Raw genomic sequence first — 24,577 nt, 5'->3', positions numbered from 1 at the left:
GCTGGCACTCGCAAGCCTGCAAGAAGGGCGAACGGAAAACACGGCTCGGCAATCCGCGGATTGCCGAAAGCCGCTACCCGCCAATTTGGCTCATGCCCCTTTCGGTGCCCACCTTGTCGTGGTGCTCGTCGGGCTTCGCCCCCAACGCGCGCGCGAACACGGCGCGCTGCTCGGCTTCGCCGCCCTCGCGCAGCGCGGTGCGCAAATCGTACTCGTCGTCCGAGAACAGGCACGGACGAAGCTTGCCATCAGCCGTCAGGCGCAGGCGGTTGCACTCGCTGCAGAAGTGGCGCGACAAGGGGCTGATGAAGCCCACCGTACCCTGCGCGTTCGGAAACTCGAAGTAGCGCGCGGGACCCCATCCAAGCGGGCGATCGGTGCCGGCAGGAACCAATTCGTCCATGCCCGCAGCACGAGCACGCTCGTTGATGATGTCGAACAGCTCTTCGCTTGGAACCACGTCCTCTTTGCCCCAACCGCACCCGTGGCCGCCAGAGCTTTCGCCGACGGGCATGTACTCGATAAAGCGAACGTGCAGCGGCCGATCGATCGAAAGCTTCGCGAAAGCCAGGTAGTCCTGGTCCAAGCTGCGCACGGCCACCGCGTTGATCTTGACGGGATTGAACCCAGCCTCCAAAGCCGCATCGATGCCGTCGAGCGTCTGCTGGAGCTCGCCTCGGCGCGTGACCTGGCGGAACTGGTCGGGATCGAGCGTGTCCAGGGAAATGTTCACGCGCGACAATCCCGCATTCTTCAGCTCGTCCGCCATCTTGGGCAGCAAGACGCCGTTCGTGGTCATGGACACGTTCTCAATGCCGGGCGTATCGGAAATAGCGCGAATCAAATCAGCCACGCCCAGACGAACAAGCGGCTCTCCGCCGGTCAAGCGGATGCTCCTGATGCCCATTCCGGCCGCCACGCGCACCGCCTGCTCTATCTCCTCGATGCGCAGGATGTCCTCGTGGGCAAGCGACTGAACGCCCTTTTCGGGCATGCAGTAAATGCAACGGAAATTACAGCGATCCGTCAGCGATATCCTCAAGTAATCGATGGTACGACCATGGGTATCCTTCATGGAGACCACGCTCCCTTCTCGTCTGAGGATATAGTATAGGACATGATCCAGCATTATGAGTCGAACTTCTTTCGCAATCGCACCACAGAAGCCCGATCGCAACCGATCGCGCGTCCGAGAAAACGAAACCTCCCGCTTCGGGAGGCTCCGTCGTCCTACTTCTCCACCAGGTACACCCTGTCGGACGGAATGCGCATCCATAGCTCGTCGCCTTCGCGCGGCAGCTTGTCCGCGGCAACGGTCAGCTTGTCCACGCGCCAGAACAGGTGCTGGTGCAGGTACTTCATCTCATCGTCGGTACGCTTCACCGTAGGCACGGCCCGATCGTCTCGATCGAGAAATCCCAGCAGCGCCGTTCGCTCGAAGCGCGAATCGCTCACTCGGTCGACCCGCACCCGGTACGCATTGGGGCCCGGCCCCTCCGCCCGTTCGAGGAAGAACGCGCGCACGCCAAGCGTCTCCACGTTTTGCGGCACCTCGTCTTGCGTGTCAACCTCGATGCCCCACTTGGGCAGCCATACCCGATGCGAGCCCGCGCGCTCCGCCGGCGTGGCGTTCTTGCAGCCGGAAAGCTTGATGCCCGCCGTCGATTGTGGACGATTGACCAGGTCGTCGCCCGTCCCCATCTCCACGATGCACCCCGACTCCACCACAGCGATGCGATCGCAGAAGCGCAGCGCCTCGTCGATGTCGTGGCTCACGTACAGCACGGTTCCGTGGAACGCGTCGAACAGGCTGACCAGGTTCTGCTCGAGCACGCTCTTCAGGTGCGCGTCCAAGGCGGAAAACGGCTCGTCCAGCATGAGAATGCCCGGTCGCGCGGCCAGCATGCGGGCCAACGCCACGCGCTGCTGCTGGCCGCCGGACAACTGCGCAGGGTAGCGGGTCTCGAACCCTTCCAGCCCGAAGCGCTTGAGCTCCGAGGCAACGCGCGCCGCCCGATCGGCCTTCGGCACGTCCCGCCCGATGCCCGCGCCCACGTTGCCCGCCACGGTCAGATTGGGAAACAGCATGTAGTTCTGGAACAGCAGGGCCGTTTTGCGCGCCTGAGGCTTCAAATTGATGTTGCGCTCGGAATCGAAGAACACTTGCCCGTTCACCACGATACGTCCCTCATCAGGAGTTTCGATGCCCGCAATGCAGCGCATGGTCAGGCTCTTCCCGCATCCCGACGCCCCCAGAAAGCCCAACGTCTCGTCGCCCGCCTCGAACGCCACGTCCAGCTGAAACGACGAGAACTTCTTCTTGATAGCAACCTCAAGGCTCATAGCGCATCAACTCCTCGCCGATACTTCGTCGTGCGCCGTCCCCACAAGTTGATGAACAGGATGACCACGAAGCTGAATACCAAAATGACGCACGTCCAGAACAGCGCCACGTCCACGTTGCCGCTCATCCACTCGAAGTAGATGGCGATGGGCACCGTGCGCGTAACGCCAACGTAATTGCCGGCCAAGAACAACGTGGCGCCGAACTCGCCCAAAGCGCGGGCGAACGAGAGCACCGTCCCCGCCGCGATGGACGACCATGAAAGCGGCATCATGAGCTTGAAGAATATCTTGCGATTGGACCAGCCGAGCGTGCGCGCGGCATCCAGCATGTTTCGATCAAGGCTTTCGAAGGCACCGCGAGCGCTGCGGTACATCAGGGGAAACGCCACCACGACCGCCGCGATGACCGTTGCCGGCCAGCTGAAGATAAGCGGGAACCCTATGTCGATGAACCACTGTCCCAGCGCCGTGTTCTTTCCAAGCGCCAGCAGCAGGAGAAAGCCGCACACCGTAGGCGGCAGCACCATGGGAATGGTGAACACGGCGTCGGCGATGTCCTGCGCGCGCTTCGGGATGCGCAGGCTGAAGTACGCCGCGACAAGCCCCAGCACGAAGATGAACACGATAGCCGTGCCGGTGGTCTTGAGCGTGACCCACAGCGGCGACAAGTCTATGCCGCGCAGAAACTCGACGAGCGACGCCACGCCCGTTGCGGGCGGAGCTATGTCGACGGCACCGGGTTCGACGATCTTGAGAAAGTCGACGTGCGTCGGGCGAACCAGCCCGTCCACCGCCGTCGACACCACGTCGAAACCGTCCTCGCCGATAGCCGTGACGTAGTACTTTCCCGTGCCGACCTCGACGGCGAAGCTGTACACGATGCCGCCCACCGTGAAGCTGGGCTTGTCCGTGAAATGCCAGGGAACGTCGGCGCTCATCACAACGCCGCCGTTGAGGGCGGCCTTGTCAAGCGCAAGAAAGTACTCCCGCAGCTGACTTTGGGACGTAGGGTCGGCAACGTCGCACAGCCCGTGCGCAGACGGCGGGACGTACACCACGACGTATTCCTCGGAGGCTACGGCGACCGCGTAATCCGCAGAGCTTCCCTGATAGTAGCTGTAGCCCAGGTAGCGTCCGTCCAATTCGCGGTTCGAGCCCTTCTGAGCGCGGGAAAACTGGTCGACGGCGAACGTCGCGCCCTCGATCAGAGCGGACTCGCCTTCAGCCGAAACGACCACGCCTCCAGTATCCGACGACGTTTCGACCGACGAACCGCCATCCGCAGGCTCGTCGCAAAACGCGACGGAAGGGCCTGCAACGCCGAAGGCCAAAGCCGCCGCCAGCAAGAAGGCGCCTATGCGTTTTCCCATCTTGATCCCACTTTCACGTCGCACGGATTTCGCGATCGTACCACAAAGAAGAAGGATGGGAAGACCCGGCCCTCCCATCCTTCTTGTAAAGTTGCATGCGCCCCCAGCTTGGCGAGTCCGCTAGGCTGCCAGCTCGAAGCCCCATTCCTGCCATATCTTGATGGCGCCCTCGTTGGTGAAGGCCCAGTCCAAGAACTCCTGAGCAGCTGCAGGATTCTTGGAATCGGCGCAGATCGCCGCAGGGTACAGGATCTTCTTGTGCGTATCCGCAGGAACCGTGCCCACGATCTTCACGCCGCCGAAGCGGTATACGTCCGAGCTGTACACCATAGCCAGATCCACGTCGCCGGAATTGGCGTACGAGCACACGTTGCCCACCGAGGACCCCTCGGTGACCTTGCCTGCAAGCGGCGTGCCCTCGAAGGTGCCCTCCTTGCCGGAAGATTCCTTGCCGACGGCGCCATCGGCGCTGATCCAGCAAGGCGGTTCGGTGGTGGACAGCGCCTGCTTGGCATAGTTGCCCGCCGGAACGTTGGCGTCGCCTACGGCCAGCGTGTAGGTCCCGGCCGAAAGATCTTCCAGCTTGATGTCGGAGACGGCGGCATTGTTCTCGCCCGTAACCAGCACCAACTCGTTAGTGAACATGTCGAAACGGGTCGCCGCGTCAACGTAGTTGGAATTCACGGCCGTATCCATGGTGGCCTTCGACGCCGTAATCAACACGTCGGCATACGAACCGGCTCCCAGCATTTCGTTCAGCGTACCGGAAGCCTCGTACTGAGTGTCGGCGAAAGAAACCCAGCCGTGGTCCTGCTTGTACAGGGCCTGAACCTCTTCCATGGCCTTCGACAGCGAGTTCGCCGCGAATATCTGCAGCTCCACGGCCTCGTGCGATTCTGCGTTGGATTGGTTTTCCGCGTTCTGAGGCTCTTCGGCCTTCGGCTCGGACGAACAGCCGAAGAGGGCGAATGCGCCCACCATGGCGAACGCGCACGCCGCTGCAAGCATGATGCGGGTATGCTTCTTCATGAAATCCCTTTCTCGCGCCTTCTCTTGACTATCCCCCGGATCCACCGCGCCTGCCAAGCAAGCGGCAGCCGCAGCTACCGTACGGAATCAGTCGCAGACCCGAGACTGTTCCTTATATTATTCTTAAAAGAAGATATAGTCAATTGGAAATGTTCTCTAAAAAGATCAGAGGAAACGATAGGCAAACCAAGCAGGTCACCAGGCTGCATAGCGGCCAAGCCCCCGGACTTTCGGCCGACAGAGCTTTGCCCGACTTATCAACTTCGCCCGGTCAAATCCACCACGCGCGTAGCAATGCGGTCGGTAAGCGCCGGCGAATGGGATACGAACACCAGGCCTATGCCCCGGCGCTTCGTCTCGTTCACCAAAAAGCGCCAGATCTGAGCCTGCGTCACGGCATCGAGCATAGTGGACACCTCGTCGGCGATCAGGTAACGCGGATGCACCGCCAGCGCGCGGGCAATGCAGAACCGCTGCAGCTCCCCACCCGAAAGCTCATGAGGAAACCGGGAAAGCCAACGACGCTGGATGCCCAGGTCGTCAAGGAGATCTTCGGATACAGGACCCGCTTCTTCAAGTGTTTTCCGCATGCGCATGCGCGGGTCCACAGCCGTTTCCGGATGCTGCCAGATCATCTGCACGGGGCTGGCCCCGCGATCGGGCAACGGGTTGCCGTCCACCAAGATCCGGCCAGCCTGCGGTTGCTCGAACCCGGCCAGCAACCGGCACAGCGTCGTCTTCCCGAATCCGGAAGGAGCCGACAAGGCTACGCGCTCATCAGGCGCAACCGCCAAGTCGAACCCCTCGTACAGCAATCGGGCGGTCCCGGGATACGCATAGGAAATGCCGCAGGCCTCTAGCATGGCGCGCCTCCGTCCGTCGCAAGCGTCGCGCATACCGTCGTGCAAACGACGGAGCGAAACCCCGCCGCGCCCTCGGCCTTCCCGTATCGGCACCGGCTCCAGTCCGCATTCGAGCGAATCGCCAGCATCAAACCTCACCCTCTTCAAAACCGTGCTCCAGCAACGCGCGCCAAAGCGCACGGCTGAACTCGTGCTGCAGCAAGTCGGGCGAAGCGAAGTTCGCAACCGCCGTCTCCTCCACCACCGTCCCGTCGCGAAACACCGCCACGCGGTCGGCCACGCGCAAAGCCAGCTCGATGTCGTGCGTGATGAGCATGACGCCGCCGCCCGCATCGGCGAAAGCGCGGAAATCGTCGAGCGCGCGAACGGCTAGGTCCAAATCAAGGCCAGGCGTCGGTTCGTCGGCGATGATGACGCGCGGATCGTCCATGAGCGCGCAGCACAGAAGCACGCGGCGCGCCATGCCCCCGGACAGCTCGAAGGGATACAGGTTCGCAACCTCCGCGGAAAGGCCGTACCGCTCGAACAGCTCTTCGCGCCTGCGGCGGCGCTCGGACCGCGCTGCGCCCGTCCGGGCAAACCCTTCCACCTGCTTGCCCACCTTCATAAGCGGATCCAAGTAATTCACGCTTTGGGGAACCAGGGAAATCCCGCGCCCGCGCACATGCGCGAGCGCGGACGCGCTTTGCAGCTGGCCGTCGAACCAAATGCGGCCGCGCACGGTGGCGTTCGGCTCGAACAGCCCCAACACCGCATCGGCCAAGAGCGTCTTGCCCGACCCCGACGCGCCCACCACGGCAACGATCTCCCCCACGTGCACCGAAATGCTCAGGCTTCGAATGACCTCGACCTCGCGCTGCTTCGCTCGAAAGAACGAAACGTCCTCTTCGTACATCCGAAATCCGATGCTCAGGTCTTCCACTTGCAGCAGGTGGTGCCCGTGATCGTGCCGGGACGCTTCTGCATGCGCGTGATGATGGTGGGTCTGCGCATCGGCATGTTGCGTCAGCTCGTGCTCCATAGTCGCTCGTCGCCCCCTATTCCTGCGAACTGTACGGGTCGACCAGCTTGCGCAGGTTCGAGCCCGCCACGTCGAACAGCAGCACGGTCGCGATCAGCGCCAAGCCCGGAAACACCGCCAGCCACCACATGCCGGCCGAAAGGTAGCCCATCGATTCGCTGAGGATCACGCCGATGGCAGGCTGCTCGGGCGGCAGCCCGAATCCGAGAAACGTAATGGCCGCCTCATGCAGGATGGCATGGGGAAACAAAAGGATAAGCCCCACCAAGAACTGCGGCAGCACGTAGGGAAGCATGTGCTTCACGGCGATGCGCGCAGGGCTTTGCCCCAGCTTGCGCGCTGCGGCCACGAACGTCGATTCCTTGCATTGCAGGATCTCCGCGCGCACGACGCGAGCCAAACTCGGCCAGTGCGTGATCGCGACGCCGATGGTCACGCCCCAAAAGCCCTTGCCGAGCGCAAACGATATCAAGATGAGCAGCACGATGTGCGGCACGCCCATCATCAGGTCGATAAGCCAGGTAACGACAGCGTCCACCTTCTTGCCGCCCAGCGCGGCGGCCGCGCCCAGAACCAGCGCGATCACCGACGAGACGCCCGCGGCCAGCAAGCCCACGAGCACGCTGGTTGACAGGCCCGCCAACGTGCGCAGCAGCATGTCGCGGCCCATCCAATCGGTGCCGAACGGATGCTCCCAGCTAGGCGCAAGGTTCTTGAGCGCGAAATCGGTGTCCATGGCGGAGCCGGTCACCGCAAGACCCGCCGCCACGATGGCCGCAAGCGCAGCCACGGCCACCGCGAACGCCGCCAGCGTCAGCCTCCGATTGCCCACGCGCGCCTTGCGAGGCCGATAGAGCACGGGCGCCGGCGCTTCACCGGCTATGCGAGCCAGATCAGACACGGGACCCCCTTTTCTCCGAACGTCGCATGCGCGGATCGACCACGCCGTACAAGACGTTGGCAATCAAATTGCCGCCGAACACGAACGCCGCCGAGAAAAGCGCGATCCCGGCCAGCAGGGCCACGTCGCCGCCCAGGCCGGCCGTCACGGCCGCCTGGCCCAGCCCCGGATAAGAGAACACCTGCTCCACCAGCACCGACCCGCCGAATATCTCGGAAATCGACGCGAACTGCAAGGTCAGGGCGGGAAGCGCCAGGTTGCGCAAGCCATGCCGGCGAACGGCGCCCCACGTGGAAAGGCCGCGCGCTCGAGCGAAGCGCACGTAATCGCTTTCCAAAACGTCGATGGTCTTCTCGCGCGTGTGCAGCGCGATGTTGGCCACGCCCACCACCGACAGCGTGAGGGCGGGAAGCGCCAGATGATGAAGCGCGTCGGCAAAGGTCACGTCCGCCGCAGACACGCCGATGGGAACCGAGAAGCCGAACGGGAACCACCCCAGCCACACGGAAAACACGATAAGAAACACCAGGCCGAGCCAGAACGTCGGCACGGACGCCAGCAAAAAGCAGTACCCCTTCACCACCCGGTCGACCAGCTTGCCGCGGTTCACGCCCGCCAAAATGCCCAAGGCGAACCCCAGCACCCCGCTGACCGCCCAAGCAGTTGCCATGAGCGCAAGCGAATTCAGCGCGCGCGTGCCGATGACGTCGGCCACCGGCGCGTTGTAGCGCAGGGACGTGCCCATATCGCCGCGCAGGAAGTCGGACGCCCAGTTCGCGTACCGCTCCCACAAAGGCGTGTTCACGCCCCAGTACTCCGCCAGCTGCGCACGCTTCGCCTCGCTCATGTTGATGTAGGCGGCCTGGCCCACGTTCGCCTGCACCGGATCAACCGGCGATACGCTTACCAGGACGAACGTCACCAGGCTCACCGCAATCATGAGCAAGACGAACTTCGCTATGTTCCGAAAGATGAACCGGGGCATGAACGAATACTATACGCTACATCCACGCCCACTGGTCGACGTTGTTCACGAGCGACCATCCATGACCGTGCGGATGCGGCTTCTGCTCGGCCACTTTGAGGTTGTCCTTCGCGAAATACAAGTGGTCGATGTTGGCGAACCACACCCACGGAGCCTCGCCCTGCGGCGCGAAGCCTTCGCTGCCGTCCCATTGGGCTTTCTTCCAGAATTCGTAGGAGTCTTCGACGCGCGGCTGAGCAAGCGCTTCATCCAGATAACGGTCGGTCGTAGCGCTCTGGTAGCAGGCGTAGTTCCCCGTGCCCTTGGAATAGAACAGGTTGTAGATCTCGGTGGGTGCGTTCGTGCCCCATCCCCACACCACGGGGTCGCTGAACTGATGCGGGTACAAATCGTCCCAGCTCACGCCCTTGACAGACACCTCGATGCCCAGCTCCTTCATCTGGTTGGCAAACTCTGACGCGATCGCCTGGCGCACCGTGTCGCTGGCCGAGTAGTACAGATCGAACGCCGCGCGCGTACCGTCCTTCGCGCGTATGCCGTCAGAACCGGCGGCCCAGCCGGCATCGTCGAGCAACTTCTTGGCCTTGTCCCGATCGGTCGCGCACTTCATATCGGGCGACGACCACGGCATGCCGTCGCCGACGCTGTACGCCACCGTGCCGAAGCCTCCGAGCACGGCATCGATCATCTTGTCGCGGTCGACGCCGTAGTTGATGGCCCGACGCACGGCCAGATCGCTCGTGACCGCGTTGCCCACGGCGTACTCGCCCTTCTCGTCCTTCTTCGTGCCGCCCGGAGCCGTTACGGGAAGCGAGATGCCACGGGAATCGACGGACTTGCAGTTCAGCAAATCGTAGCCGCTCGGCTGGTTCGCCGCGAACGTCGCAGAGGTGTACGCCACGTCCACCTGGCCGGACTTGGCAGCGGCAAGCGACGCATCCTCTTCCATGAACACCGCCACCACGCGCTCCATGCGCGGAGCCTCCCCGTAGTAGTCGGGGTTCGCCTTGAGAATGACCTGCTGGCCCTTGTCCCACTGCTCCAGCATGTAGCGGCCGCTGCCAATGGGGTTGGCTCCGTACTCTTTACCGTACGCGTGCTCGGGCACGATGCCGACCACCGCCAGCGTGTACAGCAGCGCATTGAACGGCTTGGCCATGTTGATCACCACGGTGGTGTCATCGGGCGCTTCGGCGGCCTTCACCATGGACAGGTCGCATTCCGACGCATCGGAGTTCAAGATGCCGTTGATGGTGAAGGCGACATCGGACGCCTTGAGCGGCGTGCCGTCGGTGAATTTGATGTCGTCGCGAATCTTGAACGTCCACGTCATGCCGTCCTGGGCGCATTCGTACGACGTGGCTACGTCGTTCACGAACTCCAGATCGGCGTTCGTGGTGATGAGCGTGGATTGGATCAGCGGCTCGTGCACATGCTCGCCGCAGCCCCAGGACACCAGCGGATCGAAACCCGCCGCTGGCTCCGATCCCGTGGTCATGGACACCACCACCTGGTTCTTCGGCGCCGTTGCGCCGTCAGTGCCGGCTTCGGGCTTGGACGCCGCGTTGTTGTCGGATGCACACGAAGCAAGCAAGCCGCCCAGCGAAAGCGCGGCAACGCCAGCCGCCGACGCCTTCGCGAAATCCCTTCGGGTAATACCGTTCATGAAAACCTCCCATGCGAATAAAGCGCGTAGCTTCCCGCACACTTGTAGTGTTACGGTTTCTATTTGCGTAACACACTATAGCATGCAAAACGGGTACCGGGTGTTACGGACTTTCATATCGTAACTTCCTCGGTAGGCGCGCGCTTCCCGCCGCGAACGGCAAGGCGACCCGCAGGACCCTACGCGTCGATCGCGTCGGTTGCGCCGATCGCAGCGGCGGGCGCCTCCCCCGTTTCCAGAATGCGCAGCAGCGCCGCTTCGTCCAAGATGGGAACGCCCAGGGAAACCGCCTTGTCGTACTTGCTGCCAGCCGCCTCGCCAGCCACCACGAAGCTGGTCTTCTTCGACACGCTGCTCGACACCTTGGCGCCGCGCGCTTTCAGGGCGCCGCCCGCCTCGTCGCGCGTCATCCCGCTTTCCACAAGCGACCCCGTCAGCACGAACGTCAAGCCTGCAAGCGTTTGGGGCAGCTGATCGCCAGCAGCAGCGGCTTCGTCCTTCAGCGCCACGCCATGCTTGCGCAAACGCTCGATCACGGCCACGTTGTCAGGCGTGCGCAAAAACAGGTACGCGCTCCGCGCGATCTTCGGGCCCACGCCGTCGATGGCGGCCAGGTCCTCTTCGGTGGCCTTCATAAGCGCATCGGCGCTCGGATACGCAGCAGCCAGCAGCTCGGCGATGGTCTTGCCCACGTGGCGGATGCCCAAGCCGAACAGTGCGCGCGCGAAGGGGCGCGTCCGACTTTCGTCGATGGCGGCCACCAGCTTCTTGGCCACGGTCGATCCCAGCCGAATGGGATCGCCGTCTTTGTTGACGCGACCCATGTCCAAAAGCGAAAGCTCCATTTCGTCCAGCGTGTAGTAATCGGCAACGTCGGTCAAGCGCCCGCTCTCCACCAGGCGCGACACGATCTCCTCGCCCATGCCGTCGATGTCCATAGCCCCGCGGCTCGCCCAATGGAGCAAGCGCTCCAAAGCCTGCGCCGGGCAATCGATGGAAATGCAGCGGAAATCCACCTCGCCCTCTTCGCGAATGACGGGGCTTGCGCAACTCGGGCACGAGCTCGGCATGCACCACGGCGCAGCGTCGGTCGGGCGGAGGGACAGCACGGGACCTAGAACCTCGGGAATGACGTCGCCCGCCTTGCGGATGATAACGGTATCGCCCACGCGCACGTCCTTGCGCTGAACCTCGTCTTCGTTGTGGAGCGTGGCTCGGGCAACGGTCGATCCGGCCACGACCACCGGGTCCAGCTCGGCCACCGGCGTAAGCTTGCCGGTACGCCCCACCTGCACGGTGATGTCGCGCAAAAGCGTGGTCTTTTCCTCGGGCGGGAACTTGAACGCGATAGCCCACCGCGGCGCGCGCGCCGTGTAGCCCATCGATTCCTGCTGCGAGAAGGAGTTCACCTTGACCACCACGCCGTCGATCTCGTACGGCAGCTCCTCGCGCCGTTCGAGCGCGCGTTCGCAGAACGCATGCACCGCCTGGGCCGTCTGGCACAGCTCGACGTCGGGATTGACGTGGAAGCCGGCTTCGCGCAGCCACTGCAGCAGCTCCCATTGCCCTGCGGCGTGCAGTCCGCGCTCGTCGGCAACCGCGTAGACGAACGTCGACAGATCGCGATGAGCCGTGATGGAGGGGTCTTTTTGGCGCAAGCTGCCGGCAGCGGCGTTGCGGGGATTGGCGAACGCCTGCTTGCCGTTAGCCTCGGCCGCCGCGTTCAGGGACTGGAAACTCGACTTCGGCATGTACACCTCTCCGCGCAGCTCGACGGAGCCGTCCGGATCGACCAAGCCCGCCATGCCCTGCTCGCGCAAGCGCAGCGGCACGTCCTTGACCGTGCGCATGTTGGCGGTCACGTCCTCGCCCGTCGTGCCGTCGCCGCGCGTCGCCGCGCGCACCAGACGCGCGCCTTCGTACGTAAGGGCTATGGACGATCCGTCGATCTTGAGCTCGCAGCACACCGGCACCATGCGGCCGAACGCTTCGACCACGCGGTCGAGCCACGCGTCCAACTCTTCCAAATCCATGGCGTTGTCAAGCGAGTACATCCTGCGCGCATGGCGCACGGGAGCGAACTGGTCGCCCACGTAGCCGCCCACGCGCTGCGTGGGGCTTGCGGGGTCGATCAAGTCAGGATGCGCCGCCTCCAGCTCGCGCAGTTCGCGCATGAGCGAGTCGAACGCCGCATCGGATATCTCGGGCGCATCGTTGGCGTAGTATAAATAAGTATGATGCTCGATTTCGCGCCGCAGCGCCTCCACGCGCGCCGCCGGATCGCTGGTCGCTTCCGCGAGCGCACGCTCGTCGAGCAGGGTTTGCTGTTCGTCTGCCATGGTCGCTTCTCCCGCCTTCGCCGCTATTCGGGAAGAAGGCCCCGATGAGTTCGGGGCCTTCGTTGGTATCGATATGAGATTCTACCATGCGCGCCCGCAGCGAACGCCGGCAACCTTATGCCATCATAGCCTTGCCAGCATTCCATCCGTAGAAGATCATCGACACGCCGCGCATCAGGACGAACACGGACAAGAACACGCTGAACGAAGCCGGCGAGAAGAAAAACGTCAAGCCGCACAGCACGCTCACCAGGCCGGAGAACGCCATCCAGCCCCACAGGGGAACGCCGCTTTTGCGGATCTTGAACGCGCCGACAACCTCGAACACGCCAAATGCCAGGAAAAACGCGCCCATGATCCACGGGATGACCGAGGCGAAGGCCAGCGGATGCAGCAAGAACATCAAACCGATCAAGATGTCCAGCACGGCATAGGCAATCACCCACCCCGACAAGTTCATGGCCTTATGGAACCTGATGTAGCTGATGATGTCGAACACGCCGGACACGAGAAACGCCGCACCCGCGATGGCCGTGATGGTCACAAGCGTCAAACCCGGTGCAAGCAGGAAAAAGAACGCACATGCTATGAGCATGATACCTGCGACAACCAGGCCCCAATCATGCTTTTTCGTCGTATCCATGGATGGCTCCTTCACAAGCGTTCCGACGCCCCAACGGCATCGCTCGATTCATTGTAGCGCACTCGCATGCAGCGGAGTCGCTGTCAGAAGACCGTTTTCGCACTGTTGCGCGCCTGATTCGGCGAGCGACGCGACAGCCTGCGGAATGGCCGCGACAACGTCCTGCGCAACAACGCACACCGACGTCAAACGTGCCTCGGCAATCCGGGCGGCGCGGGCATGCAGCGACGCGGCCAGCACGCTTGCGTCGAACGCGTCCAACCCCTGCGCCAGAAGCGCGCCCGCCATGCCTGCCAGCACATCGCCCGTTCCCGCTTTCGCCAAAGCAGGCGTGCCTTCGCGCATGCACGCCACCCGATCGCCGTCTGAAATATAGGTGATCGGGCCTTTCACCAAGGCGATCACGCCGTACGAAAGCGCGATCAAGCGCGCCAGCGCGCACGGATCGTCCGCGGGCAGGTCGAGCGGCGCGGCCAAGCGCGCGGCCTCTCCCGCATGCGGCGTGACCACGGTGGGAAGCCCCCGAACGAAGCGCCGCTTGAGCAGCCGGCGACCCTTCGCAGACGAAAGCGCGTCAAGCCCGCCGCCGTCCACCAGCACGGGCGCCTCCGCGTGCTTGAGCAACAGGTGAACCAAGCGCGTCGATTCCGTGTCCTGCACATCGAACCCGCTGCCCACTGCGTACGCGCACGGCTTCCCCGGACGAGACGACGCCAAGGCTCCCGACTGCAACGCCGCGCGCGAGCGCACGACAAGCGAGTAGCTAGCGGCGCGCACCAGGTTCGCAGCCGACTCGTCGGTGAACGTTTCGGTGTAACCGGCGCCCATGCGCTCGGACGCGCACGACGCCAAACATGCCGCACCGGGATAGCGCGCGCTTCCCACCACGGCCACCAGCTTGCCGCGCGAGTACTTGTTCGCGTCATCGGCCGGCAACGGGAGCAGCGCGGCCAGCTCTTCCGGGGTATAGGTACGCACATCGTCCATAGCGACCGCCTTTCCAAGACGTTTCATGCCGCCAGTATACTCCAAGCGGAAACGACGTCCCGCACGTGCAAGCGCGAGCGACGCCTCTGCGCACAAGTGGCGCTCCATGCCCGCGCGCACAAGCGCGAGCCGCACCCCCGCGCACGAAAAACCGCCTTCGCTGGCAGGTTTTGACGGTTTGAGGTCGTTTGATCCGACCGGACGAACGCCCGCGAAGACGCAGCACAGCAGCCCAACGCTATGACCAGGGAAAATGAGAAACGCGGCGAACGCCAACGAAAGCGAGGCCCGACTCAACGACTTCTAAACGCAAAAACCTGCCAGCGAGGGCGGTTTTTCGTGCGCAGATCGATCCCCGCAGCGCTCGTTGGGCGCAGATCGATCCCAGCGACGCTCGCTGGACCCAAGATCGACCTCGGCAGCGCTCGCTGGACGCGAAATCGAGTCCGACGGCGCGCGCGGCGCCCAACGTCGGCCGCCGCGCGCGAACCCGGTTGCCGCACATCTTCAAGCAAGGCCAGAAGCGCCCGGTCAAGCCGCATGCGACCGCGCCCACGCCCGCATCCGCACCCCAAGCAGCCCGTCTACGAGGCGGGGTCGGCCTTCTTCGGCGCGTCCAGCTCGTCGAGCATGCTGCGCGCTTCCTTGAACTGCTTCGCCAGCTCTTCCATGGGGTTCACGCGCTCCTCTTGCGCGCGCACGGAATCCTCGGTGATGGCCATCGCGCAAGCTACCGCGTCGGTATGCGTGTAGGACAGCGACAACGGAAGCTCGCGAACGCCCTGCTCGCGCGCCACCTCCTTCGCACGACCCGACAGCACCACGTAGGGACGGCCCTTCGCGTTGCGCCGCACCTCGATGTCGCGCACGCCGATGCCCCGGGAGAACCCCGTGCCAAGCGCCTTCACCACGGCCTCCTTGGCCGCGAAGCGCGTGGCGTAATGCACCTCGGGCGCAGCCGTCGCGTCGCAATAGGCGCGCTCGTCCTCAGAGAACACGCGCGTACGGAAGCTGGGAGTGCGCTGCAGGATCGTCCGCATTCGAGCGATCTCCACAATGTCCATGCCCAAACCGACCGCGCCCTCCACGGCATCGAACATGCCGGCGGCATCGGACGAATCCACGCGTTTTCCCTGCTCCACGAACTCCCCTTCCCTATTCAACGGTCACGCTCTTCGCCAAGTTGCGCGGCTGGTCCACATCGCATCCTCGCTCGACGGCGATGGCGCGCGCGAACAGCTGCAGCGGCACGCTGGCGGTGATGGCGGAAAACGCATCGCGCACCTTCGGGATGTAGATGACATGATCGGCGTGTTGCTTGATCTCCTGGTCGCCCTCGGTGGCGATGGCCACCACCATGGCCCCGCGCGCCTTGCTTTCCTGCAAGTTGGAGATCAGCTTGTCGTAGACCGGGCTTTTCGTAGCTACGGCAATAACGGGAAAGCCCTCGTCGAGAAGCGCGATGGGGCCGTGTTTCATCTCGCCCGCCGGATACGCCTCGGCGTGCAGGTAGCTGATCTCCTTGAGCTTGAGCGCGCCTTCGTAGCTGATGGCGGCGCCCATGCCGCGTCCCACGAACAGCGCGCTGGCCGCGTCCTTGCACGCGCGCGCCGCCTCGTCGATGGCGGACGTGTCGGCCAGGATGCGCTCGACCTGATCGGCGGTGTCGGCCAGCTCGCGGAACAGAAGACGCACTTGGTTCATCTTGAGCTTGCCCTTCACCTGGGCCAACAGCATTGCCAGAAGCGTCAGCGACACCACCTGCCCCAAGAAGGACTTCGTGGACGCCACCGCGATCTCCTTGTTCGCCTTCGTGTAGATCACGCCGTCGCTTTCGCGGGCAACGGGCGAACCCACCACGTTGGTAATGCCGAACACGCGCGCGCCCTTCACGCGGGCGTCGCGAATGGCGGCCAGCGTGTCGGCCGTCTCGCCCGACTGCGACACGGCAACCACCAGCGTAGTCGGCGTGATGATGGGGTTGCGATAGCGGAACTCGCTGGCAACCTCGACCTCCGTCGGGATGCGCGCCCAGCCCTCGATCAGGTTCTTCGCGATCAGCCCGGCATGGTACGACGTGCCGCACGCAATGACGTACACGCGGTCGATCAAGTTGAGTTCTTCAACGGACAGATCAAGCTCGTCAATAGCCAGCGCGCCGTTGACCAGGCGGCCCGCCAACGTGTCGCGGATGACGCGCGGCTGCTCGTGGATTTCTTTGAGCATGAAGTCGGGATAGCCGCCCTTTTCCGCCACGTCGACGTCCCAGTCCACATGCGTGATCTCAGGCTGGAATCGCTCGCCGCGAACGTTGAAGAACTCGGAGGATTCCGGCGTAAGCTTGGCGATGTCGCCGTCCGAAAGCACCGCCACGTCGCGCGTCGCGTCGATCACGGCGATGATGTCGCTGGCCACGTACGCGCCGTCGTCGGCAAGCCCCACCACCAGCGGCGAGTCTTTGCGCGACACCACGAGCGTTCCCGGCTCGTCGGAGCTGACCACCGCGATAGCGTACGCGCCGATCAGGCGCTCTGCAGCCTCGCGCACGGCCTGCATGAGGTCGTGGCTTTCGCGATACGCCTCCTCCACTAAATGCGGAATGACCTCGGTATCGGTCTGACTGGTGAAAACGTGGCCCAACCCCTCCAGCTCTTCGCGCAACTCGGCGAAGTTCTCGATAATGCCGTTGTGCACCACCGCGATGCGACCATTGCACGACGTGTGCGGATGCGCGTTCGCTTCGCTCGGACGTCCGTGCGTAGCCCAACGCGTGTGCCCGATACCGCAGGTGCCGGTGAAATCGAAATGCCCGAGCGTGTGGGCCAAACTGCTTACCTTGCCCTTGCGATGAACGACTTCGAGCTTGCCGTCCTGCTCGATGGCCACGCCGGCCGAATCGTAGCCGCGGTACTCGAGCCGCGAAAGCCCCTCGATGAGAATGTCCTGAACGGGACGACGCCCCGTATATCCAACGATTCCGCACATGACGATGCTCCTAACGCACGCGGGTCATTCGGAAAACGCCGCGCGATCGGGATTCGAGCGCGGCTCGAAGACGTTTTTGACGTGCGCTATTGTAATTCAAGGGGTCGGCCCAAAGCTGCGAGCGTCCGGCGTTGTTGCGAATTTGCTCAATAAACGCATCTTTCCCGAAGCGCGCGACACGTCTCCATCGCCGCTTCGCGCGTTCCGTCCGGCCGCTTTGCAACGTCGTTTCGCCTGATGAGAAGCGCGCGCTTGATCCGCGCTAGAATTCTGCTAGGACGGCGGAAGGATCGGGGCGGGAACGCGTTGGATCCGCGCAGGCCCCGCGCAAGAACCGTGCTGCATGCGCGCTGGAGGCAGCGCACAACCGCGTGGTTTTTCGCTAGACGCACGTCATGATCCTGCTAGAACGCCTCGCTATGATGGAGCCACGGCATCGCGCTGGTGCCGCCATCGGCGAGAAAGGGAACGGCCATGGATCGGCGTCGCGCAAACAACCGTGCGGAAAGCGGAAAGGGCTTCGAACAGCTGAAGCCCTTTCGCTCCGAAGCATCCGACCGAGGAGCGCTCATTTGGTTTCTCGCAGCACTGGGCATAACCCTGATCGTAAGCCTTCCCTGCTGCGCGCCGCAACCGGCGCACGCCGCGCCCTCGACCATCAACGGCACCTGCTACGTCGAATGCACGAACCCCGAAATCGACGGGCCGATGGGAGGCAACACGTTCATCGTGCGCTTCCCGCAATACGGAATCGAAGCCACGGGGCACTGCACGTCGGGCCCGATGTACGGAACCCCGCTTCCGGGGCACTACCCGTTCACGGGAACGCGCCTTGGCAACGGCGGCTATGCGATCGCCATCGACTGCTCGGGCGCGGGCATGTACCCGAACCACTACTCGCCCCTAGGCGCGCAGAACGTCGGAGAATTCACTATCTACCTGCACGGATCGGTCGAACTTCAAAAGCACGGAAACCCGACGTACGAAAACGCGGTGCCCGAGGCGTCCGTCGAAGGAGCCCGATACCAACTGGTTGCCGCCGACGGCTCGGCATGCGCCTCCCTGACCACCGACGCCAAGGGGAAAGCGACGGCAGCCGACGTTCCCCTCGGTCGATACCGGCTGGTGGAAACCGCGGCATCGCCCGGCTACGCCCTGGACGAATCGGATCAGACCATCGTTGTCGAAGGGGGCAAAACCTCTTACGCAAACAGCTGGGAGCCTCCTTTGACCGGATCCATCGGCCTGCAAAAGACGTCGTCAGCACCCGCGGTAACGAACGAAAACCCCTGCTACGCCCTTTCCGGCGCCGTGTACGGCGTATACGATGACCCCGCTTGCACCAACCAGGTGCAGACCATCGTAACGGACGCAAACGGTTTCGGGCAAAGCGAAGCAACCCTATGGCCCGGATCATATTGGATCAAAGAGGTTTCGGCACCGAAAGGCTACGCCCTGGATGCGCAAAGCTATCCCGTTGCGCTAAGCGTGAAAAGCTGCCTCGACGGCAAGGCTCCCCTTGCAAGGGTCGTCGACGAACCGCAGCTTGCCCTTGTCGAGCCCGTCGCACTAAAGATCGATGCGGAATCGGGGACCTCGCAGGCACAGGGCGATGCGACCCTTGCCGGAGCGGTTTTCCAAGTTGAGCATTTTGCCGGCGTGTTCGCAACGCCGGAAGAAGCCGCCGCATCGGGGTTCTCGCCCACGCTCACCCTCACGGCCGTCGCCGACGAGCAAGGCGTTGCGCGTATCGACCCCGCTTTGCTTCCGTCGAACGGCGCCGGATCGGGGCTGCCGCTGGGAACCCTCGTGGTTCGCGAGGTCTCGGCACCGCAAGGGTACCTGCTTTCCGAATCGCCGGCCTTCGTCTGCCCGATCACGGCTTTGGGCGACAAGCCGCTCGACGCGCTGCTTCACGCCGCCGAAGTGCCCGATCGGGTAATTCGCGGAGACATCGCCATCCTCAAGGTAGGCACCGGCGAAGGAACCACAGGAGACAAGGCCGAGAAGCGCCCGCTCAAAGGCGTGGCGTTCGACATCGTGCACAAGGCAAGCGGGCAAGTTGCAGCACGCATCGTCACCGACGACCAAGGCCGCGCCGCCACCGCGCACGCGAAAGACCCCGAACAGGCGGGGGCGCTGCCCTTCGGCACGTACCTTGTGCAGGAAGACCCTGCCACCACGCCCGCCGGATACCAGGCCGCCCCCGCGTTCCCCGTCACCGTGGCGGATCACGGGCGCACCTACTCCTACACGGTCGAAAACGATACCGGGACGTTTCTGAAGATGGTGAAACGCGATGCGGATACGGGCCGAACGATAGCCGGACGCACCGTGTTTCGAATCCTGGACCGCTTCGGCAATGCAGTGCCCTTCAATGCCGATAGCGATGGCAACGCGAAGGCCGAAACCGAGTTCGCCACCGACGAATCGGGCAGCTGCCTGCTGCCCGGCAAGCTCAACGGCGGAGAAACGTACTGGGTGCAGGAAATCGCACCGCCGTACGGCTACGTGCTGGACGCAAATCCCGTGCCGTTCTCTCTCGCTGCCGGAAACGGGCACGATCCGAAAGACCCCCTGGTCGTCACGATCGAGAACAAGCCCCAAACGGCTTGCCTGACCCTTCGCAAGACCGATGCCGCAACAGGGCTGCCCCTAGCCCGACCCGACATCAGCTGGGAAGTGCGCGCCGCTCAAGACGTGGTCAGCGCCGACGGAACCACGAGCGTATCCCAAGGAGAAACGGTTGCAACGCTGACCTCGGACGACAGCGGTTCGGCATGCGCAACGGGGCTTCATCTGGGCACGTACGAGATCATCGAAACGCAGGCGCCGCAAGGCTACGTCCGCGCAACCGAGCCCCTGCGGGTCGAGCTTGCCTACGGCGACCCGTCGCAGCCGTGCGTCCATGCAGAAGTCCAGTTCCCGAACCAGTCGGCCCAAGGCTGCATAACCATCGCGAAAACCGATGCCGTCAGCAAAGAGCCGCTTGCCGAAGCGCTGTACGAGATTCGCGCAGCGCACGACATCATCGCCGTCGACGGGTCGGTGCTTTTGCGAGCCGAAGACGTAGCGGCCACGCTGCTCACCGACGATTCGGGAGCGGCAACCACCGCGCCCTTGCCGCTCGGCCGCTACGAAGCGGTCGAAATCCGAGCCCCGAAGGGCTACCAGATTGACGAGGCCAAGCACCCCGTGGAGCTTGCGTACCAAGATCAAGAGACGCCCCTGGTAGAAGCGCGCTTAGACCTTGCCGACAACCCCCTACCTGACGATCAGCCCGAACCCGCTATCGCCGAAACCGGGGACGGTGCGCAATCCGCAGCGCTCTCGATCACGGGCATCATAGCCGCCGCGGCCTTCCTGGCAGTCGCATCGTTCAAAAAAGCTGCAGGACCTTCCGTCCGAGCGGGAACCCGATGCGCCTGATCCCGCAGCCGCCGCACGCGCCCCGGAAGCTGCCAAGCCCAACGTCGAGCAAACCTTGGCGCAGCGCGGGTTCAACACATGAAAAAGCGCGCCGCCCGAACGAACGGGCGGCGCGCCTCAGACCTTGCAAACGCACCTCGCAAACGATGCTAGTTCCCTGCGGCCCTTGCTTCCTGATACGCTTCGACCAGCTTCTTCGTCACTTCGGCGGGCGCGGGCTCGTATCCTTCCAGCTCGATGGAGTACGACCCCGATCCGCGCGTGATCGAGCGCAGATCCTTCGTGTACGTAACCACCTCGGCGTACGGCACGCGCACCATGATGACCGTCTCTCCCGCATCGTTGGAGTCGGTGCCCACGATGCGCCCGCGGCGCGTGGAGATATCGCCCATGACGGGGCCGGCGTACTCCTCCGTCACGGTCACGTCAAGCGTGGCCATCGGCTCGAGCAGAATGGGAGAGGCTTTCTCGCATGCCGCGCGGAAGCCTATGCGCGCTGCGGTCTTGAAAGCCATTTCATTGGAGTCGACCGCATGGTAGGAGCCGTCAAACACGGCGCACTTGACATCGACCATGGGATACCCGGCTAAGAAGCCCTCGGTCATCGCGTCTTGCACGCCCTTGTCGACCGCCGGGATGAACCCGCGCGGAATCTTGCCGCCCACGATCTCGTCCAAGAACTCGTAGCCGCCGCCGGGATTCGGCTCCAAGCGCAGCCAGCAATCGCCGAACTGACCGGCACCGCCCGTTTGCTTCTTGTGACGGCCCTGCGCTTCGGCAACCTTGCAGATGGTCTCGCGATACGGAATGCGGACGGGCACCAGCTTCGCCTCGACGCCCGTCTGCTCCTTGAGTCGGGCCAGCAACGTGTCCACCTGGGCATCGCCCATAGCGGTCACGACGGTCTGGTGCGTCTCCTCGTTGCGGCTCACGCGCAGCGTGGGGTCGTTTTCGACGGCGCGCGTCAGGAACGCGCCCAGCTTGTCCTCATCCTTCTTGTTGACGGCCTCGATGGCAACCGGGTACTGCGGAATGGGAAGCGGCAAGGGATCGATAGCCACGGAGCCCGACTTCGACAGCGTGTCTCCGGCGCGCGTGTCCGTCAGCTTCGGAACCACGATGATGTCGCCCGCCTTCGCGCTCTTCACGTCCGTGGCTTCCTTGCCCATCATGACGTACAGGTGACCCAGCCGATCCTTCTTCCCCGTGCGGGCGTTCACCAGCTCCATGCCCGGCTCGAGCACGCCGGATATGACCTTGAAGAAGCTCAAGCGACCGACGAACGGATCCGATACCGTCTTGAACACGAATCCGGCAGGCTCGCCCGTCTCGTCCACGAACGTTTCCTCGCCGTTGGCCAAGCGGAAGCGGCCATGATGGCGCGGATGGGGAAAGTAGGTGGCGATGTCTTCCATGACGCCCTGTATGCCCTGCTTGATGATGGTGGACCCCACGAACACGGGAATGAACAGCTCTTGCGCGATAGCCTTGTCCAGCAGCTGCTCCAGCTCCGCCTGCGTAAGCTGCTCTTCGCCGTCCAGGTACTTCATCATCAGCTCGTCGTCAGCCTCTGCCACCAGGTCGCACAGCTTGTCGCGCGCCGCCTGGGCCGCATCGGCGTAATCGGCGGGAATGTCCTCGACGCGCTCCGCGTCGCTGCCCTCGTCGAAATAGCGCGCCTTCATGCGAATGACATCGATGACGCCCTTGAAGTCCGCATCGACGCCGATGGGGATGGTCACCGGGCCCAAACGCGACCCGAAGCGCGCATGCAGAAGTGCCATAGCGGTGTCGAAGTCGGCGTTCTCGCGATCGATATGATTGATGAACACGGCGCGGGAAAGACGCATGTCCTCGGCCTCGCGCCACAGTTTGGTGGTCATGACCTGCGGTCCCGCCACGGCATCCACCACGAACAAGGCCATCTCAGCGGCTTGCATGGTAGCCAGCGTATCGCCGATGAAATCCGGGTGCCCCGAAGTGTCCAGCAGGTTGATCTTGTAATCCTTGTACGGAACGGGAGCGATGGACGTGCCGATGGTGAATTTGCGCCGGATCTCCTCATCGTCGTAATCGAGGTAGGATTTCCCGTCGTGCGTCGTGCCCATGCGGGGCGTACGACCGCTGACGTGCAGCATCGCTTCGGCGAGCGACGTCTTGCCGGCGCCGTCTTGGCCCACCAGCACAATGTTGCGCACGTGTTCGGTAGCAGGAGCTGCCATGTTGACCACCAACTTTCGTGTTGCGTGATCCTGCGCCTTCGCCATGAATTCCCAGGCGCGAACCACAGTCGAGCCTTACATGCCTACTTCACTCTCGCGCTCGATGCGCGAAAACCGCTGCCATCAGTGTATCGCATGCAAGCGCCGGTCGCGAGCAGATAATGACCGCAGACCTTTGAAGAAGTCGCAAAGAATTCGTTACCGAACGATGACAATGCCGCGAAGAGAAGCAATATCGGATGCCGAGCGAAAACGCGCCCCGTATAATCGAGGAAACCACACCGCGGGTTCAGCCCGCCGACCGCAAGCGAGGACGTATGAGCAAGCACGCACCCATCATCGACGTCAGCCCCGTTGCCAGCGCACGCGACAACGCAGGTCAGACGCCTTCCAGCCACGATCGCTTCGTGGCACCGTCGTTCGGAAAGCAGGCGGCGAAGAAGCCCGCAGCCCCTGCCGCTTCGGCAACGGTCATAGGCGCAGACGGGACCGCCGCCAGCAAGCCCAACCCCATAGGAGGCGCGGTGCAAACGGTCGTCGGCGGCGCGATCATGCTGCTGGGAGTCCCCATGCTCGTTTTGCCCGGCCCCGGCTTGGTCGCCATAGGAGGCGGAGCCGTCATCGCCGGGAAGGGCATCAAGAAGATCCTGGGCAAATAGCCCCGCACGCAACCGGACGCCCCGACGGCGAGACCGGACGCTCTCACACCGCACGCATGCGCACGCTCATATCGAGCGGCTTCGCCGAAAACGGCGCGGTCGTAGCCAACCCATCAACGCCCGTCGCAGCATACGCGCCGGCGTTGCGGGGATTCACGCCCCCCGCCGCGACGAGTGTGCAGCGCGGGTCGATCCGACGCAGCTCTTGAACCAGCAAGGCCAACTCGTCCGTCGGGATCTTGTCCAGCTGCAGGCCGTCCACCCCGGCGCGCGCCAACATGCGCGCTTGCTCGGCATTCGCCTCTACGAACAGCTTTTTCTCGATGCAGCGGGCTTTGATGGTCGGCAGCTGCTCGACGAACGCGTCGAATCCGCCGAAGAACGTAAGGTGATGCTCGAACACGAGCACCGTTTCGGACAGCCCCAACCGGTGAGGGAACGCGCCGCCCGCCATGACGGCCTCGGTCAACAGATCCTTCGCACCCGGCATGCTCTTGCGCGTGGTCAGCACCTCGCAGCGAGGGTTTCCCGCATGCGCGGCATCCACCATGGCGCGCGTCTTCGTGGCCACGGCCGACAGATGGTCGAACACGTTGAGGCACACCTTCCATGCCGCGTGCAAGTCCGCCGAACGACCGCGCACGGTCATGAACGTCTCGCCAGCCGCCACGCGATCCCCGTCGGCCGCAGCCGAAACCACCTGGCAGCCCAGCTTCGCCATAATGCGCGTCACCACTCCGACGCCGGCCAGCACGCAATCCTCGCGCGTGAAGTAGTCCATCTCCCCCGACTCGTCGCCAATGCCCAGCACGGCGCACGTCAAATCGACGTACGGCACGTCCTCGGCAATGAACCCATCGATTCGCGCATCGGGCATCCTCAGCATAGAACCGGCTCCCTCCATCGACATGTTCGATCACCAGCGCAAACCAAGCCGCACAACGCCCGCGCAGCAGACGACGAGCGACGCGCGGCAGACGGCAGGCGGCTTGACCGCTGCAGAATTATCACCAATCCAGAATAGTGCTTTTCCGCCCGTTCGCCTAGCTGAACTTTCCGCAGCGCCGCGGGGGCTCGCCCGCGCTTGCCGACAAACCAGCATGGATGCGAGGCGTAAAGCAGGCACGCGAAA

At 63.6% G+C, this 24,577-nt stretch carries 18 protein-coding genes; 2 read left to right on the top strand and 16 right to left on the bottom strand.

The window, feature by feature from the left end:
- Positions 1–73: 73 nt before the first annotated feature.
- From moaA to glmS, 14 genes are all read right to left on the bottom strand, one after another.
- Positions 74–1,075, bottom strand: a complete 1,002-nt coding sequence (moaA, locus tag LG373_RS01425) for a GTP 3',8-cyclase MoaA (RefSeq protein ID WP_216528919.1) — start codon at positions 1,073–1,075, stop codon at positions 74–76.
- Positions 1,076–1,230: 155 nt separating this feature from the next.
- Positions 1,231–2,343 carry a sulfate/molybdate ABC transporter ATP-binding protein gene (locus tag LG373_RS01420; RefSeq protein ID WP_225748789.1) on the bottom strand — a complete coding sequence of 371 codons (1,113 nt, stop codon included), beginning with the start codon at positions 2,341–2,343 and terminating at the stop codon, positions 1,231–1,233.
- Positions 2,340–3,716, bottom strand: a complete 1,377-nt coding sequence (gene modB, locus LG373_RS01415; protein WP_225748788.1) for a molybdate ABC transporter permease subunit — start codon at positions 3,714–3,716, stop codon at positions 2,340–2,342. The genes LG373_RS01420 and modB overlap by 4 nt, the downstream gene beginning before the upstream one ends.
- Before the next feature lie 120 nt (positions 3,717–3,836).
- A complete protein-coding gene (locus tag LG373_RS01410) occupies positions 3,837–4,745 on the bottom strand; it encodes an extracellular solute-binding protein (RefSeq protein ID WP_114567786.1) in 909 nt (302 codons plus the stop codon).
- Between the two features lie 257 nt (positions 4,746–5,002).
- Positions 5,003–5,608 carry an ABC transporter ATP-binding protein gene (locus tag LG373_RS01405; protein ID WP_225748787.1) on the bottom strand — a complete coding sequence of 202 codons (606 nt, stop codon included), beginning with the start codon at positions 5,606–5,608 and terminating at the stop codon, positions 5,003–5,005.
- A 127-nt stretch (positions 5,609–5,735) separates the two neighbouring features.
- Entirely contained in the window at positions 5,736–6,629 is an 894-nt protein-coding gene (locus tag LG373_RS01400; RefSeq protein ID WP_225748786.1) for an ATP-binding cassette domain-containing protein, read from the bottom strand.
- A gap of 16 nt (positions 6,630–6,645) precedes the next feature.
- Positions 6,646–7,530 (bottom strand): ABC transporter permease, encoded by an 885-nt coding sequence (locus LG373_RS01395; RefSeq protein WP_225748785.1) that lies wholly within the window; start codon positions 7,528–7,530, stop codon positions 6,646–6,648.
- Positions 7,523–8,515 carry an ABC transporter permease gene (locus LG373_RS01390; RefSeq protein ID WP_114567789.1) on the bottom strand — a complete coding sequence of 331 codons (993 nt, stop codon included), beginning with the start codon at positions 8,513–8,515 and terminating at the stop codon, positions 7,523–7,525. The genes LG373_RS01395 and LG373_RS01390 overlap by 8 nt, the downstream gene beginning before the upstream one ends.
- A gap of 16 nt (positions 8,516–8,531) precedes the next feature.
- A complete protein-coding gene (locus LG373_RS01385; protein ID WP_225748784.1) occupies positions 8,532–10,181 on the bottom strand; it encodes an ABC transporter substrate-binding protein in 1,650 nt (549 codons plus the stop codon).
- 179 nt (positions 10,182–10,360) lie between these two features.
- On the bottom strand, positions 10,361–12,520 hold the full coding sequence (gene ligA, locus LG373_RS01380) for an NAD-dependent DNA ligase LigA (protein ID WP_225748783.1): 2,160 nt from the start codon (positions 12,518–12,520) through the stop codon (positions 10,361–10,363).
- Between the two features lie 115 nt (positions 12,521–12,635).
- Complete coding sequence (locus LG373_RS01375) at positions 12,636–13,163, bottom strand: HdeD family acid-resistance protein (RefSeq protein ID WP_114567792.1); 528 nt, start codon at positions 13,161–13,163, stop codon at positions 12,636–12,638.
- A gap of 48 nt (positions 13,164–13,211) precedes the next feature.
- Positions 13,212–14,150, bottom strand: coding sequence for an NAD(P)H-hydrate dehydratase (locus tag LG373_RS01370; protein ID WP_225748782.1), 939 nt, complete (start codon positions 14,148–14,150; stop codon positions 13,212–13,214).
- Between the two features lie 584 nt (positions 14,151–14,734).
- Positions 14,735–15,292, bottom strand: coding sequence for a holo-ACP synthase (gene acpS, locus LG373_RS01365; RefSeq protein ID WP_225748781.1), 558 nt, complete (start codon positions 15,290–15,292; stop codon positions 14,735–14,737).
- Positions 15,293–15,305: 13 nt separating this feature from the next.
- Entirely contained in the window at positions 15,306–17,135 is a 1,830-nt protein-coding gene (glmS, locus tag LG373_RS01360; RefSeq protein ID WP_225748780.1) for a glutamine--fructose-6-phosphate transaminase (isomerizing), read from the bottom strand.
- A 474-nt stretch (positions 17,136–17,609) separates the two neighbouring features.
- Between glmS and LG373_RS01355 the strand changes: the two genes are divergently transcribed.
- Positions 17,610–20,564 (top strand): prealbumin-like fold domain-containing protein, encoded by a 2,955-nt coding sequence (locus LG373_RS01355; protein ID WP_225748779.1) that lies wholly within the window; start codon positions 17,610–17,612, stop codon positions 20,562–20,564.
- A 149-nt stretch (positions 20,565–20,713) separates the two neighbouring features.
- On the opposite strand, the gene LG373_RS01350 is transcribed toward LG373_RS01355, so the two are convergent.
- Positions 20,714–22,786, bottom strand: coding sequence for a translation factor GTPase family protein (locus LG373_RS01350; protein WP_225748986.1), 2,073 nt, complete (start codon positions 22,784–22,786; stop codon positions 20,714–20,716).
- Between the two features lie 317 nt (positions 22,787–23,103).
- On the opposite strand from LG373_RS01350, the gene LG373_RS01345 reads away from it, so the two are divergent.
- Positions 23,104–23,445, top strand: a complete 342-nt coding sequence (locus LG373_RS01345) for a hypothetical protein (RefSeq protein ID WP_225748778.1) — start codon at positions 23,104–23,106, stop codon at positions 23,443–23,445.
- A 43-nt stretch (positions 23,446–23,488) separates the two neighbouring features.
- Here LG373_RS01345 and modD read toward each other — a convergent pair whose 3' ends face one another.
- On the bottom strand, positions 23,489–24,331 hold the full coding sequence (gene modD / locus LG373_RS01340; protein WP_225748777.1) for a ModD protein: 843 nt from the start codon (positions 24,329–24,331) through the stop codon (positions 23,489–23,491).
- Positions 24,332–24,577: the final 246 nt, after the last annotated feature.

Source organism: Paraeggerthella sp. Marseille-Q4926, assembly GCF_916618935.1.
Lineage (GTDB): Bacteria > Actinomycetota > Coriobacteriia > Coriobacteriales > Eggerthellaceae > Paraeggerthella > Paraeggerthella hominis.
The sequence above is the reverse complement of the archived record's forward strand: the minus strand, read 5'-3'. Positions and strand labels throughout refer to the sequence as shown.